The 14,015-nt window shown below is 60.7% G+C and carries 17 protein-coding genes; 2 read left to right on the forward strand and 15 right to left on the reverse strand.

From position 1 onward, the window contains the following. The 8 genes from hemW to AAEZ09_RS07165 form a co-directional block, all read right to left on the reverse strand. The gene (hemW, locus tag AAEZ09_RS07130) at positions 1–1,206 is read right to left on the reverse strand and encodes a radical SAM family heme chaperone HemW (protein WP_237142233.1); all 1,206 of its coding nucleotides are present in this window, start codon (positions 1,204–1,206) and stop codon (positions 1–3) included. Next, the gene (rdgB, locus tag AAEZ09_RS07135) at positions 1,203–1,799 is read right to left on the reverse strand and encodes an RdgB/HAM1 family non-canonical purine NTP pyrophosphatase (RefSeq protein ID WP_045059820.1); all 597 of its coding nucleotides are present in this window, start codon (positions 1,797–1,799) and stop codon (positions 1,203–1,205) included. The genes hemW and rdgB overlap by 4 nt, the downstream gene beginning before the upstream one ends. Continuing rightward, positions 1,796–2,230: a DUF4426 domain-containing protein gene (locus AAEZ09_RS07140; RefSeq protein ID WP_045059821.1), complete on the reverse strand. Its 435-nt coding sequence runs from the start codon at positions 2,228–2,230 to the stop codon at positions 1,796–1,798. The genes rdgB and AAEZ09_RS07140 overlap by 4 nt, the downstream gene beginning before the upstream one ends. A 26-nt stretch (positions 2,231–2,256) precedes the next feature. Then, positions 2,257–2,877: a methionine biosynthesis protein MetW gene (gene metW / locus AAEZ09_RS07145; RefSeq protein WP_350598818.1), complete on the reverse strand. Its 621-nt coding sequence runs from the start codon at positions 2,875–2,877 to the stop codon at positions 2,257–2,259. Positions 2,878–2,884: 7 nt separating this feature from the next. Next, on the reverse strand, positions 2,885–4,024 hold the full coding sequence (metX, locus tag AAEZ09_RS07150) for a homoserine O-succinyltransferase MetX (RefSeq protein ID WP_045059823.1): 1,140 nt from the start codon (positions 4,022–4,024) through the stop codon (positions 2,885–2,887). A gap of 193 nt (positions 4,025–4,217) precedes the next feature. Continuing rightward, positions 4,218–4,808 (reverse strand): YggT family protein, encoded by a 591-nt coding sequence (locus tag AAEZ09_RS07155; protein ID WP_045059824.1) that lies wholly within the window; start codon positions 4,806–4,808, stop codon positions 4,218–4,220. 10 nt (positions 4,809–4,818) lie between these two features. Beyond that, positions 4,819–5,637, reverse strand: coding sequence for a pyrroline-5-carboxylate reductase (gene proC / locus AAEZ09_RS07160; protein WP_350598820.1), 819 nt, complete (start codon positions 5,635–5,637; stop codon positions 4,819–4,821). 24 nt (positions 5,638–5,661) lie between these two features. Next, a complete protein-coding gene (locus AAEZ09_RS07165; protein WP_045059826.1) occupies positions 5,662–6,354 on the reverse strand; it encodes a YggS family pyridoxal phosphate-dependent enzyme in 693 nt (230 codons plus the stop codon). 57 nt (positions 6,355–6,411) lie between these two features. Here AAEZ09_RS07165 and AAEZ09_RS07170 point away from each other — a divergent pair, with 57 nt between their 5' ends. Next, positions 6,412–7,446 (forward strand): type IV pilus twitching motility protein PilT, encoded by a 1,035-nt coding sequence (locus AAEZ09_RS07170; RefSeq protein WP_122841143.1) that lies wholly within the window; start codon positions 6,412–6,414, stop codon positions 7,444–7,446. A gap of 131 nt (positions 7,447–7,577) precedes the next feature. Here the strand turns inward: AAEZ09_RS07170 and AAEZ09_RS07175 are convergent, their stop codons facing one another. Next, on the reverse strand, positions 7,578–8,186 hold the full coding sequence (locus tag AAEZ09_RS07175) for a C40 family peptidase (RefSeq protein ID WP_045059828.1): 609 nt from the start codon (positions 8,184–8,186) through the stop codon (positions 7,578–7,580). 250 nt (positions 8,187–8,436) lie between these two features. Here AAEZ09_RS07175 and AAEZ09_RS07180 point away from each other — a divergent pair, with 250 nt between their 5' ends. Then, positions 8,437–8,856: an NINE protein gene (locus AAEZ09_RS07180; RefSeq protein ID WP_045059829.1), complete on the forward strand. Its 420-nt coding sequence runs from the start codon at positions 8,437–8,439 to the stop codon at positions 8,854–8,856. Between the two features lie 91 nt (positions 8,857–8,947). On the opposite strand, the gene AAEZ09_RS07185 is transcribed toward AAEZ09_RS07180, so the two are convergent. From AAEZ09_RS07185 to AAEZ09_RS07210, 6 genes are all read right to left on the reverse strand, one after another. Further along, positions 8,948–10,219 carry a dihydroorotase gene (locus AAEZ09_RS07185; RefSeq protein ID WP_350598823.1) on the reverse strand — a complete coding sequence of 424 codons (1,272 nt, stop codon included), beginning with the start codon at positions 10,217–10,219 and terminating at the stop codon, positions 8,948–8,950. After that, complete coding sequence (locus AAEZ09_RS07190; RefSeq protein ID WP_007913665.1) at positions 10,216–11,220, reverse strand: aspartate carbamoyltransferase catalytic subunit; 1,005 nt, start codon at positions 11,218–11,220, stop codon at positions 10,216–10,218. The genes AAEZ09_RS07185 and AAEZ09_RS07190 overlap by 4 nt, the downstream gene beginning before the upstream one ends. A gap of 27 nt (positions 11,221–11,247) precedes the next feature. Continuing rightward, positions 11,248–11,754: a bifunctional pyr operon transcriptional regulator/uracil phosphoribosyltransferase PyrR gene (gene pyrR, locus AAEZ09_RS07195; protein ID WP_122841147.1), complete on the reverse strand. Its 507-nt coding sequence runs from the start codon at positions 11,752–11,754 to the stop codon at positions 11,248–11,250. Between the two features lie 97 nt (positions 11,755–11,851). Continuing rightward, entirely contained in the window at positions 11,852–12,289 is a 438-nt protein-coding gene (ruvX, locus tag AAEZ09_RS07200) for a Holliday junction resolvase RuvX (RefSeq protein WP_005792259.1), read from the reverse strand. After that, positions 12,289–12,861, reverse strand: coding sequence for a YqgE/AlgH family protein (locus tag AAEZ09_RS07205; protein ID WP_045059832.1), 573 nt, complete (start codon positions 12,859–12,861; stop codon positions 12,289–12,291). The genes ruvX and AAEZ09_RS07205 overlap by 1 nt, the downstream gene beginning before the upstream one ends. Before the next feature lie 191 nt (positions 12,862–13,052). After that, entirely contained in the window at positions 13,053–13,952 is a 900-nt protein-coding gene (locus AAEZ09_RS07210; RefSeq protein WP_350598825.1) for an energy transducer TonB, read from the reverse strand. Positions 13,953–14,015: the final 63 nt, after the last annotated feature.

Consider the following 14,015-nt stretch of genomic DNA (forward strand, 5'->3'; position numbering starts at 1 on the left):
TCAGCTCAGAAATTTCTGCAGCAAGTCATTGAGGAACAGTTGCCCGCGCTCGGTGGCCGCCAGACGTGACGGTTCGACCTGCAACAAGCCGCTTTGTTCGGCCTCGAGGCGGCCTTCGGCGAAGCTTTCCAGACTCAGGCCGGTACGCTCAGGGTACAGCCGCGATTCGACGCCTTCGGTGAGGCGCAAGGCGTTCATCAGGAACTCGAACGGCATTTCTTCATTGGTCAGCGCTTTCTCGCCCGCCTTGAAGCTTTTCGCCGGGTTCAGGTAGTCCTTCGGCAGGCGCGTCTTCCAGGTGCGCACGATGCGCCCGTCCGGATGACTGAGCTTGCCGTGAGCGCCGGCGCCGATGCCGATGAAGTCACCGAAGCTCCAGTAATTGAGATTGTGCCGCGCCGGGCGCCCGGGTTGGGCATACGCCGAGACTTCGTATTGCGCGTAACCGTGCTCGGCGAGCAACGCCTGGCCGGCTTCCTGAATGTCCCACAGTGTGTCGTCTTCCGGCAGCGTCGGCGGCTGGTTCCAGAACACCGTGTTCGGTTCCAGGGTCAGTTGGTACCAGGACAGGTGAGTCGGCTTAAGGGCGATGGCCTGGCGCAGGTCACTCAACGCATCGTCCAGGGACTGATCGGGCAAGCCGTGCATCAGGTCCAGGTTGAAGTTGTCGAACCCGGCCTGACGCGCCATGCCGGCAGCACGGAGGGCTTCGTCACCGTTATGAATGCGGCCCAGGGCCTTGAGTTTCTCTTCCTGGAAGCTCTGGACGCCGATCGACAGGCGATTGATGCCCAGCGCGCGGTAAGCCATGAACTTTTCCTGCTCGAAGGTCCCGGGATTGGCTTCCAGGGTGATTTCGATGTCTGCGGCGAACGTTATGCGCTGCTCGACGCCCTTGAGCAGTCGGCCCAGGGCCGCAGCGCTGAACAGGCTCGGCGTGCCACCGCCAAAGAAGATCGAACTCAGCTCGCGGCCATACACCGCGTGCAGATCCTGATCGAGATCGGCCAGCAAGGCATCGACGTATTCCTCTTCCGGCAGCACCGGGCTGGCCGTGTGGGAATTGAAGTCGCAATAAGGGCATTTGCGTACACACCACGGGATGTGGATGTACAGCGCCAGGGGCGGCAGTACGGCAAGCGCTGCCCGAGGCGGTTGTGCAGCGCCGCCGTAAATCAGCGGCGATGCGGAGGAGTCGTGGGTCATTTCAAGCCCAGACGCAGGCGCAGCAGTTCCATTGCACGGGCGCGGTGGCTGATCAGGTTCTTGTCGCCAGGGCTCAGCTCTGCGCTGGAGCAGTCGCGTTCCGGCACCCAGAACAGCGGATCATAGCCAAAACCATGCTCGCCACTGGCCTGGGTCAGGATGCGCCCTTGCCACAAGCCTTCGCAGAGTATCGGCAGCGGATCATCGGCGTGCCGCACCAGGGCCAGTACACAGACGAATTGCGCGCCGCGTTCGGTTTCAGGTACGTCTTTCAAGGCGTCGAGCAGCTTGGCGTTGTTCGCCGCATCGCCTTGGCCATCAGCGTAACGGGCCGAATAGATGCCCGGTGCGCCACCGAGGAAGTCCACTGCCAGGCCCGAATCATCGGCCAGCGCCGGCAGGCCGGAGATGCGCGCGGCGTTGCGGGCCTTGAGAATGGCATTCTCGACAAACGACAGGCCGGTTTCTTCAGGCTCGACAGTGCTGAATTCGCCGATCGAGCGCAATTGCACCGAATCGCCGAGCATGGCCTGGAGTTCCTTGAGTTTGCCGGCGTTGTGGCTGGCCAGTACGAGTTGGGTGAAGTTCATCATTGGCCGGGGAAAAGCTCTTGGTTGAAATTGATGGTGTTGATTTTATCGCCAGTCTGCACCTGAATATTAAAGGTGCGGGTCTCCTGCTGATCGACCGGGTATTGGGCGATATAGTAAATCGCACCCTGTTCGGTGATCTGGCGGAAGTTGAGCTTTACGCTCTGGCTGGTCAGGTCCTTGATGGTGCCGCTGACCTGGGCCATCAGCGGCTTGCCGTCCTTGAGCACCGAAATGTTGATCACGCCCTGGTTCTTGCTGCGGGTCAGTTCCGCGGCTTTGGCAATGTCCGGCGTCAGGAAGGTGGAATTGAAGGTGTTGTAATGCACCGTCACGTCACCGAATTTTTCCTGGCGTTCACCCTTGATGGCGTCGGCGGCCATGGCGGTCACGCTCAGGCAGGCAGTAAATAGAAACAGCGCTAGACGACCCATGTTGGTTCTCCTCGAGATGTCGTGTTTCACACCGCGATCTTGTGATCCTGCAGGCCGGGGCTGCTGACGCGGTAGATGCCGATTTCACCTAATAGATTAGGCCATAGCTTGCTGGCCCACCCGTGGCGATGCTGTTGATCGACAGCCAGCCGATCAATGACCTTGGCTTCACGTTCGCGACACAACTCTTCAAAGTCGCCGAAAGTGCAGAAGTGGATGTTCGGCGTGTTGTACCAAGTGTATGGCAGGAAATCGGAAACGGGCATCCGCCCCTTGCTCGCGAGGTACCAGCGGCAGCGCCAGTGGCCGAAATTCGGGAAGGTGATGATGCACTGGCGACCGACCCGCAGCATCTCGTCGAGGATTAGGTCCGGGTAGTGCACCGCCTGCAACGCCTGGGTCATGACCACGATGTCGAAACTGTTGCTGGCGAAGTTGCCCAGGCCCTTGTCCAGGTCCTGCTCGATGACGTTGATGCCTTTGGCGACGCATTCGGCAATATTGTCCGGGTCGTTTTCCAGCCCGTAGCCGGTCACCTGCTTGTTGTCGCGCAGCCAGGTCAGCAGTTCACCGTCGCCGCAACCCAGGTCGAGTACGCGGCTGCCGGCGGGGATCCATTCCTGTATGATTTCCAGATCGGCTCTCATGATGTCCTCAAAGCGAAATTCGGTTCATGTAGTTGCTGAACGCCTGCAGGTAACGCGGAATCGGAATCAGGAAGGCGTCGTGGCCTTGCGGAGCGTCGATCTCGAGGTAGCACACGTCTTTCTTGGCGGCCATCAGCGCATCCACCAGCTCCCGCGAGCGGGCAGGGGAGAAGCGCCAGTCGGTGGTGAACGACATCACGCAGAATTTGGCCTGGGCGTTGGCGAAGGTTTTCGCCAGGTCGTCGTCGAAATTCGCCGCAGGATCGAAGTAGTCCAGCGCCTTGGTCATCAACAGATAGGTGTTGGCGTCGAAGCGGCCGGAAAACTCCTCCCCCTGGTAACGCAAGTAGCTTTCAACCTGAAACTCGACGCTGTGGAAGTCGTAGTTGAGCTTTTCACTTTTCAGGCCGCGGCCGAATTTCTCGCCCATGGAGTCATCGGAAAGATAAGTGATGTGCCCGACCATCCGTGCCAGCATCAAGCCGCGCTTGGGGATTACGCCTGCTTCCTGGAACGAGCCACCGTGGAATTCGGGGTCGGTCAGGATGGCCTGGCGCGCCACTTCGTTGAACGCGATGTTCTGTGCCGACAACTTGGGGGCCGAGGCGATTGCCAGGCAGTGCCGGATGCGATCGGGGTAGGTAATGCTCCATTGCATCGCCTGCATGCCGCCCAGGCTGCCGCCGATCACGGCGGCCCATTGGTTGATGCCGAGCACGTCCGCCAGGCGTGCCTGGCTGTGCACCCAATCCTCTACCGTGAGCACCGGGAAGTCGGCTCCAAATGGCTTGCCGGTCTCCGGGTTGATGCTGCTCGGGCCGGTGGAGCCATTGCAGCCGCCCAGGTTGTTCAGGCTGACGACAAAAAATTTAGTCGTATCAATGGGCTTGCCTGGGCCGATGCAGCTGTCCCACCAACCGGGTTTGCGGTCGTCGGGGCTGTGGAAACCGGCGGCGTGGTGGTGGCCGGACAAGGCGTGGCAGATCAGCACGGCGTTACTCGCCGTGGCGTTCAGCGTGCCGTAGGTTTCGTAGATCAGGTCATAGGCTGGAAGCGAACGGCCACAGGCCAGGGCCAGGGGTTCACTGAAGTGCGCCACTTGCGGCGTCACCAGGCCAACAGAATCGGCGGGAAAGGCAGTTGGCATCGACCCTGCTCTCGTTGAAATGAGGCGTAAGTCTAAAGACCGGTGGGGTTAGCGGCAAGCAAAGGCCGGGGCTGTTTGTTACTTGTCATACCGAGGCGTTGCCATCGCGGGCAAGCCTTGCTCCAACAAGTCTGCACTTTACCTGTGGGAGCGGGCTTGCTCGCGAAGAACGATACTGCAGTGAGCCTGGGAGTTAGATGAGCAAGCGCAGGATCTGCGGCATCATCGTCATCTCGGCCAGGTTGTTGATGACCAGCATGTCGATCAGCTTCAACACCATGAAGGCGAGGATCGGCGAGATATCCAGGCCGCCGAGGTTTGGCAGGATCTTGCGGAACGGTGCAAGGGCCGGTTCGCAGATCTGGTTGACCAGCTCGGCGCCAGGGTTGTGGCTACCCGGTGCAACCCACGACAGGATCACACTGATGATCAGGGCAAAGAAGAAAATCTTCAGGAACAGCGCGGTCACGCCGATCAGCGACCAGATCAGCAGTTGCAGCGGGTTGCCGGTCGTGCCGTAGGTCAGCAGCAGTGTCAGCGCCATCAGTGCCAATTGCACCAGGATCGCCAGCACCAGGGACGACATGTCCAGGCCAAACATGCTCGGGATAATCCGGCGCAGGGGCTTGAGCAGCGGTTGGGTGGCTTTTACCGCGAATTGGCAGAGCGGGTTATAGAAGTTCGCCCGCACCAGTTGCAGCACGAAACGCAACAGTACGATCAGCAGATACAGACTGCCGAGGGTTTGCAGCACGTAGACCGCTGCAGTGTTCAATCCAATCATGTAAGGCTCCTTATTGACCCAATTGTTCGGCCATTTCGGCCGAGCGGTGCGCAGCGGCGCCGAGTGCTTTTTCTACCAGCGCTTCAAAGCCGCCAGCCTGGAACGACTTGATTGCAGCTTCGGTGGTACCTGCAGGGGAAGTCACGCGGCGACGCAATTCAGCCGCGTCGACGTCACTGGCAACCGCCATGTGCGCAGCGCCCAAGGCCGTTTGCACGGTCAGTTGAGCGGCGATATCTGCTGGCAGGCCGAGTTTCACGCCGGCAGCGGTCATCGCTTCAATCAGCAGAAAGAAGTACGCCGGGCCGCTGCCGGACACCGCAGTGACCGCGTCCAGCTGCTGTTCTTCGTCAAGCCACAGGGCGATGCCGACGGCGGACAGCAACTCTTCGGCTTGCTGGCGTTGCTCGGCGCTGACTTCGGCCGTAGCGAACAACCCGCTCACACCCTGGCGCAGCAGCGCCGGGGTATTGGGCATGCAGCGCACGATAGGCTGTGCGCCGAGCCAGTTGTTCATGCTGGCGCAGGTAATGCCGGCAGCGATGGACACCACCAGTTGGTTCGGCTTCAGGTTTGGGCGAATCGCTTCGCACACGGCCTTCATCGCCTGGGGTTTGACCGCCAGGACGACCACTTCGGCGTCCTTGATCGCCTCGGCGTTGTCGGCAAATACAGCAATGGCGTGTTCAGCGGCGACTTTCGAGCGGGTTTCAGCGCCCGGATCGCTGGCGCGGATCAGCTCGGCTTCCAGACCTTTGGCGCGCAGGCCGCCGATCAGGCTGGCGGCCATGTTGCCGGCACCGATAAAGGCAATACGAGTCTTGCTCATGTCAGGTCCTTACAAAGAGAGCCATCAAGGCTGCATTGGTTGAGAGCCGCGGGCGCCAAACAGGGCCGTACCGATACGGACCCAGGTGGCGCCCATGGCGATGGCCGACTCGAGGTCGTGGCTCATGCCCATGGAAAGTGTGTCGAGCGGCAAGTTCAAACTGGCTTGCAGTTGCTGTACGGCAGCAAAGGCGGCGTCCTGGGCGGCGCGATCTTCAGTTGGCTCGGGAATCGCCATCAGCCCGCGCAAGCGGATGCGCGGCAATTGGCTGATGGCTTGCGCCAGCGCCGGCAGATCTTCAGGGGTGCAGCCGGATTTGCTGGCTTCACCGCTGACGTTGACCTGGATGCAGATATTCAGTGGAGGCAAATCGGCGGGACGTTGCTCGGACAGGCGTTGTGCGATTTTCAAGCGATCCACGGAATGCACCCAGGCGAAGTGCTCGGCGATAGCGCGAGTCTTGTTCGATTGAATGGGGCCGATGAAGTGCCAGATCAAGGGCAGGTCGGCCAATTCGAGCTGTTTGCCCAGGGCTTCCTGCAGATAGTTCTCGCCGAAGTCGCAGATCCCGGCGGCGTGTGCTTCGCGCAACGCTTCGGCGGGCTTGGTCTTGCTCACGGCGAGCAACTGCACGCTGTGCTCGTCGCGGTGAGCGGCTTGGGCCGCAGCATGGATGCGCGAACTAACCTGTGCGATGTTGTCTGCTATCGTGGACATTCAAGAGGCGCCAGCGGTTCTGAGGTTGGCGGCATTCTACTGGAATTGAGGAGCGCTATGGATATCACTGAGCTGCTGGCCTTCAGCGCCAAACAGGGCGCGTCCGACCTGCACTTGTCCGCCGGCCTGCCACCGATGATTCGCGTCGATGGCGATGTACGCCGCATCAACTTGCCTGCCCTGGACCACAAACAGGTGCAGGAGCTCATCTACGCGATCATGAACGACACCCAGCGGGTGGATTTCGAGAAGCATCTGGAGACCGACTTTTCCTTTGATGTGCCCGGCGTGGCGCGCTTTCGCGTCAATGTCTTCAACCAGAACCGCGGCGCTGGTGCGGTTTTTCGTACCATTCCCTCAAAAGTCCTGAGCATGGATGACCTGGGCATGGGGGAGGTATTTCGCAAAATCACCGAGGCCCCGCGCGGCCTGGTGTTGGTGACCGGGCCTACCGGCTCCGGCAAGTCGACCACCCTCGCGGCCATGATCGATTACCTGAACAACCATCGTCATCACCATATCCTAACCATTGAGGACCCTATCGAATTCGTTCACGAATCACGCAAATGCCTGATCAATCAGCGCGAAGTTCACCGTGATACCCGCAGCTTTGCCACGGCCCTGCGCTCGGCCCTGCGCGAGGACCCGGACGTGATTCTGGTGGGTGAAATGCGCGATCTGGAGACTATTCGGCTGGCCTTGACGGCGGCGGAAACCGGGCATCTGGTGTTTGGCACGCTGCACACCACGTCGGCGGCGAAAACCATCGACCGGGTGGTGGACGTGTTTCCGGGAGACGAGAAGTCGATGGTGCGTTCGATGCTCTCCGAGTCCCTGCTGGCCGTGGTCTCGCAGGCGCTGATCAAGAAAGTCGGTGGCGGCCGGGTTGCCGCGCACGAGATCATGATAGGAACGTCGGCGATCCGTAACCTGATCCGTGAGGACAAGGTGGCGCAGATGTATTCGTCGATTCAGACCGGCGCGTCGTTGGGGATGCAGACGCTGGATATGTGCTTGAAGGATCTGGTCAACAAAGGGCTGATCAGCCGCGAGCATGCGCGGGAGAAGGCGAGGTTGCCGGATAACTTCTGAGGGAGATTGGTGGCGCTTTCAAGTATGCCATCGCGAGCAGGCCCGCTCCCACAGCGGAATGCATTCCAACGTGGGAGCGAGCCTGCTCGCGATAGGGCCGTAATGTCCGGCGAAGATGTTTTGGCTTCAGATCAGCGCTGAACAACCCGCAACGCGCTCTGTTCTTTCGGCAGTACCCGCTTGGCCACTACGTAGTGTTTTTCCCAATACGGTTTTTTCAGCGTATCGATACTCACCGACTTGCCACGACGCGGTGCGTGGATGAAGCGGTCGTTGCCCAGGTAAATGGCGACGTGATTGACCCGACGGCTCTTGATGTTGAAGAAAATCAGGTCGCCAGGCTTCAGATCCTTGCGATCGACTTTCTCGCCATGACCACTGGCCATGGCGTTCGACGTGCGGGGCAGGTCGAATGTCGCGTCGTTGAACGCGTATTTCACCAGGCCGCTGCAGTCAAACCCTTTACTTGGGCTGCTACCGCCCCAACGATAAGGAGTACCGAGCACATTCACCGCACGGCTCAGCACGTTGCTGCTTTCCTTGCTCGCCATTGGCGGAACCAGGCTGCTTTTACTGGTCAGGGTTGGAGCGGTTTTTTTGCTTTTGCTCGAAGGAGCAGAAGCATGGGATTTCGGGGTGTAACCATTAACGTTGGGAAGACGTTGCTCACGATTGGTGGCGTGGGCGGCCAGTGGCATCAAAAGGCAAATGGTTAGCCATGTCTTGAAAATTGGACGCATTAGGCAGGGCTCATATTGGTTAGCGCGCAACTTTATAACAGCTTTTTTGTCCATTCCGGGTCCGTTGGTCGATTCGCAAAAGTCTCAAGGGAACCAAATTGGCGACAGATGTACGAGGGTCTTCAGGCAAATGCCTTATGCGACAAGACTTTAGAGAACAGAAGGATAACATTTGCCATTTGTCGGCCACGCGTAAAAAAGTCACAAAGAATTAAAGAATATTTATCTATCGTCTGAATCGAGGTCATTCATGAATACCTATCAGCACCCTGTTCCGCATCAGGACACCCATAGCAAGCTCATTGGCTACCTGCTGTGGATCCTCGGATTTACCGGTGCTCACCGCTTTTATTACGGCAAGCCGGTGACCGGGACGATCTGGTTCTTCACCTTCGGTTTGCTGGGTATCGGCTGGCTGATCGACGTGTTCCTGATCCCGGCCATGGATCGCGAGGCGGACCTGCGCTTTACCGCTGGGCCGATCGAATACAACGTCGCGTGGATTCTGCTGACCTTCCTCGGAGTGTTCGGTGTACACCGCATGTACCAGGGGAAATGGATCAGCGGGTTGCTGTACCTGGTGACGGGTGGGTTGTTCTTCCTGGGGGTGCTGTATGACTTCTGGACGTTGAATGACCAGGTTTCCGTGCGTAACGCGCAGAGCCGTTAAGCAAGATCAAAAGATCGCAGGCTTCGCCAGCTCCTGCACAGGGATATGCGTTTCCCTTTAGGAGCTGGCGCAGGCTGCGATCTTTTGGTTTTCAGGCCTGGTGGCTGATCCGTCCATCCACCAGGGTGTACCGCACCACACTCGGCAGGCTGTGGCCAATGAACGGGCAGTTCTCGCCTTTGGACAGCCAGTTTTCACCGGCTACGGTCGAGGCCGCCGGATCGAACAACACGATATCCGCCGCACCCCCTACCACCAGCTTGCCTGCCGGCAGGCGCAACGCCTCGGCGGGGCCCGCGCTCAGTCGCGCCAGCAGTGTCGGCAGGTCGAGCAACCCATCCTCCACTAACGTCATGGCCAGCGGCAGCAGCAGTTCGACGCTGCTGATGCCCGGTTCGGTCGCGCCGAACGGCGCCAGTTTGGCATCGCGCTCGTGGGGCTGGTGGTGGCTGGAGATGGCTGACACCACGCCAGACTTCACCGCCTCGCGCAGGCCGTCGCGGTCAGCGCGGGTGCGCAGCGGCGGCTGGACGTGATAGAGGCTGCTGAAGTCGATCAGCGCTTCATCCGTCAGGATCAACTGATACAGGGCCACATCGGCGGTCACCGGCAGACCACGGGCCTGGGCCTGGGCGATCAGGGCTACGCCGCGGGCGCTGGTGAGCTGGCTGAAGTGCGCGCGTACGCCGCTTTGCTCGACCAGTAACAGATCACGGGCCAGGGCCACGGTTTCGGCGGTTTCCGGAATGCCTGGCAAGCCTAGGAAGCTCGCGGTTGGGCCTTCGTGGGCCAGGCCGCCTTCAGCCAGGTCATGATCCTGGGAGTTGAAGATTACCGTCAGGTCGAACGTTGCCGCATATTCCAGTGCCCGGCACAGGGTGCGGGTGTTGCGGAAACTCTCCAGACCGTTGCCGAAGGCCACGCAACCGGCATCGCGCAATGCGACCAGCTCTGCAAGCTGTTCGCCATCGAGGCCTTTGCTCAGGGCGCCGATCGGGAAGACTTTGGTATTGCCGGCCTCACGGGCGCGGTCGAGGATCAGTTCGGCGACGGCCGAGGTGTCCAGGACCGGTTTGGTTTTCGGTGGGCAGCACAGGCTGGTGACGCCGCCGGCAGCCGCCGCGCGGGTTTCGCTGATGATCGAGCCTTTGCGGCTATAGCCTGGCTCGCGCAGGGCAACGTTCAGGTCGACCAGGCCGGGAGCGGCCACCAGGCCCTGGGCGTCTATGGTATCGACTGCGACGAAACCGGCAGGTGCGGCACCGAGGGCGACGATCTTGCAGGCTTCAATGTGGATATCGGTGACTTGATCCCGCCCGCTGACGGGGTCGATGACGCGTGCGCCGAGAATGCTGAGCTTCACTGGGCGTTCTCCTGCTCGAATTGGCGCTGGGCGGTTTGTCCGCTCATGGCCATGGACAAAACGGCCATACGAATGGCAATCCCGTAGGTCACCTGATTGAGGATGACCGAGTGCGGACCATCGGCCACTGCGGACTCGATTTCCACCCCGCGATTGATCGGTCCCGGGTGCATGACAATGCAATCGGGCTTGGCGCCGGCGAGGCGTGCTGTCGTCAGGCCGAATAGGCGGTAGAACTCGCCCTCGCTCGGCAGCAGGCCGCCAGTCATGCGTTCTCGCTGCAGGCGCAGCATGATCACCACGTCGACGTCTTTCAGGCCTTCGGTCATGTCGGTATAGACCTTGACGCCGTATTGCTCGATGCCGATCGGCAGCAGGGTCTTCGGCGCAATCACGCGGATGTCCGGGCAGCCGAGGGTTTTGAGCGCCAGCATGTTCGAGCGCGCGACCCGCGAGTGCAGGATGTCGCCTACAATGGCCACCGAGAGGTTTTCGAACCCCCCCTTGTGCCGACGGATCGTCAGCATGTCGAGCATGCCCTGGGTCGGGTGCGCATGCCGGCCGTCGCCGCCGTTGATGATCGCCACTTGCGGGCAGACATGCTCGGCAATGAAGTGCGCCGCGCCGGAGTCACCGTGGCGCACGACGAACATGTCGGCGGCCATGGCTTCGAGATTGCGCAGGGTGTCGAGCAGCGTTTCGCCCTTGCTCGCCGAGGAAGTCGACACGTTCAGGGTGATGACATCCGCCGACAGGCGCTGGGCCGCCAGTTCGAAGGTGGTGCGGGTACGGGTAGAGTTCTCGAAAAACACGTTGCACACGGTCTTGCCGCGCAGCAGCGGGACTTTTTTCACCGCCCGGGCGCCGACTTCGAGGAACGAGTCGGCAGTGTCGAGGATTTCCGTCAGCAGCTCGCGGCGCAAACCGTCGAGCGAGAGGAAGTGGCGCAGCTGGCCCTGATCATTGAGCTGCAGCGGGCGCTTGGTGTCTAGAGGCGTCATCGCGAGGGGGACTCTCAATAGGGCGGATTAAAGGGCGAAATCTTGCAGTTCCAGCACGAGCGGCGATGGCCCGGACAGTTTCACCCGTTCATGGGCGGCCAGCGACAGGGTTGCGCCGACTACGTTCGGGCGGATCGGCAGCTCACCGGCGTCGAGGTCCAGCAGACAGACCAGCGTCACGCTGGCCGGGCGGCCGTAGTCGAACAGCTCATTGAGCGCGGCGCGAATGGTCCGGCCACTCATCAGCACGTCGTCGATCAGCACCAGGTGCTGGCCTTCGATCTCGAACGGCAGGGCAGAAGGGCGGACCTGCGGGTGCAAGCCGTTCTGGCTGAAGTCGTCGCGATAGAAGGAGACGTCCAGGGTGCCGAGTGGCGAGTCGCTGCCCAGTTCATCGAGCAAGGCCTGGGCGACCCAGACGCCGCCGGTGCGAATGCCGATGTAGCGTGGCTCGCTGATGCCACGATGTTCCAGGTGCGCCTTGAGACGGGTCGCCATCTGGCTGATCAGTTCGGCGGGATTGGGCAGGCTCATGGTTGCTCCTTCTTGGACCCGGGCCAGATTCTGCTTGAGCAATGGCCCGGGTTGCAGCTTAGAGAGTCGCGTGGCGGCTCTTCAGGATAGGGTGTGATCAGGATTCGAACAGTGCGGTATTTTCGTCGAGCCAGCCTTGCAGCAGCAGGGCGGCGGCGATGGCGTCCACCGGGTTGTCGCGGTAGCTGCCCTTTTGTCCGCCCCGATCCCGCCGCTCGCCTTTGGCCTCAAAGGTGGTCAGGCGTTCATCGTGGGTATAGAAGGGCAGGTTGTAGCGGCCATTGAGGCGGCGGGCGAATTTTTCCGCGCGCAGGCACATGTCGCTGGGCGTTCCGTCCATGTTCAGGGGTAGGCCGACCACGACAGCGTCGGGTTTCCATTCCTTGATCAGGGCTTCGACCTGGTTCCAGTCGGGTATGCCGTTCTGCGCCTTCAGGGTGCACAGCTCGCGAGCCTGGCCGGTAATCACCTGGCCGACCGCCACGCCGATCTGTTTGGTGCCGTAGTCGAAGCCGAGAATCAACCGCAGAGCCATCAGGCGTGCCCCGCCTGGCTGGTCAGCAGGCTGAGATTGATCCCCAGGTGCCGGGCCGCCGCTTCCAGGCGCAGTTCGCTGCTGGTATTGAACAGGATGTCGGCGCTGTACGGGCAGGTCAGCCAGGCGTTGTCAGCCAGTTCCGACTCCAGTTGCCCGGCTTCCCAGCCGGCGTAACCGAGGGTGATCACGCTTTTCCCGGGACCGACGCCGTCTGCAATCGCGAACAGCACGTCCTGGGACGTGGACAGCGACAGCTCGCCTTCCAGATCAACGGTCGCCTGGTAAGTCTGGCCTGAGGGGTGCAGGACAAAACCGCGATCGGTCTGCACCGGGCCGCCCATGAAGATCGGTACGTGCTGGCATAGCGCCGGTGGTTCGATATCCGGGCGCAATTGCTCGAGGATATCAGCCAGATTCAGATCTTGCGGACGGTTGACCACCAGCCCCATGGCACCATTGGCCGTGTGCTCGACGATGTAGGTCAAGGTGTGGGCAAAGTTCGGGTCGGCCATGTGCGGCATGGCGATCAGGAAATGATGCTTGAGGTAACTGGGGCTGACGTTTTTCATGAGCGCTAGTGTGGCGTTGGAGGGGCAAACTGACAAGCTGGGGATGCACAGGAAATACCGCAAATCTCGACAACCACTGCCCCTGTAGGAGCGAGCTTGCTCGCGAGAAACCCGAGAGCGCCGTGGGGTGTCTATTTTTCAGCGTTATCGTTGACGACCATCGCGAGCGAGCTCGCTCCTACAGATGGGGGTCAGTTGCTGGAAAGTCTGTCGCCGCGGGCAAATTTCCAGGTGCGGATGATTTCCAGGCGGTCGATGTCCGACAGGTCCCCGGTAAACGGCGCAAACGGCGCCGCGAGCCGCACGATGCGCTGGGCGGCCTGGTCCAGCAGCGGCTGGCCGGAGGATTCCAGTACCAGCACTTCATACAGCGAGCCGTCGCGGTTGATCGAGACCATCAGGCGCAAATTGCCATAGATTTGCTTGCGTCGCGCTTCGTCCGGGTAGTTCAGGTTGCCGATGCGCTCGACTTTCTTGCGCCATTCATCCTTGTACCAGGCACCCTTGTCGCGCATGGTCGAGGCGGCGCTCAGGCGGTGTATACGCGGGCGCTTGGCGTACAGCTGTTGTTCGTTGGCCAGTTCGGCTTCGAGGCTGGCGATGTCACTGGACAGCTGTTCACTGTCGAACGTCGGCGCGGCCACCTTGGGTTTGGCATCGATCTTGGGCGCTTCGGTTTTTGCCGGTGCTTTCTTCGGTTTCGGCGCAACCGTGGTCACTGCGGCCTTGGGCGGCGCTTCCTGGACTTCAGGTTTAGCGGCAGGAGGCGGCGTGACTTTCTTGACCTTGTTGTCCTGGAAGGGCGCGACCTCGGTGGTCTTGGGGGTCGCCTTTTTATCCAGGGTGCCGCTGCCTTGCTGGTTTTCCTGGGCGAGGAAATCGGCTTTCTCGGGCTTCTTTTCACTTTTGAAAGTGGCGAGGGTGATTTCCAGGGTTTTGCTGATCTGCTTGGGCTCTACCATGGTGAAGCCCACGCCCAGCAGCAACGCCAAATGAATTAACGCTGCGAGAAACAGGGTAAATCCGAGGCGATCGGCCGGGCGCACACCGCGGCGGGCGAGTTCGGCAGGCAGATCGGACGGAAGTGTCATGGTGAAAAAACCAACATCGCGTTTTTAAGGGCTCGGCATGATAACGCAATGTTGGTTTTTAGC

Origin of the sequence: Pseudomonas sp. 65/3-MNA-CIBAN-0223 (assembly GCF_040310425.1) — a bacterium.
GTDB lineage: Bacteria > Pseudomonadota > Gammaproteobacteria > Pseudomonadales > Pseudomonadaceae > Aquipseudomonas > Aquipseudomonas gregormendelii.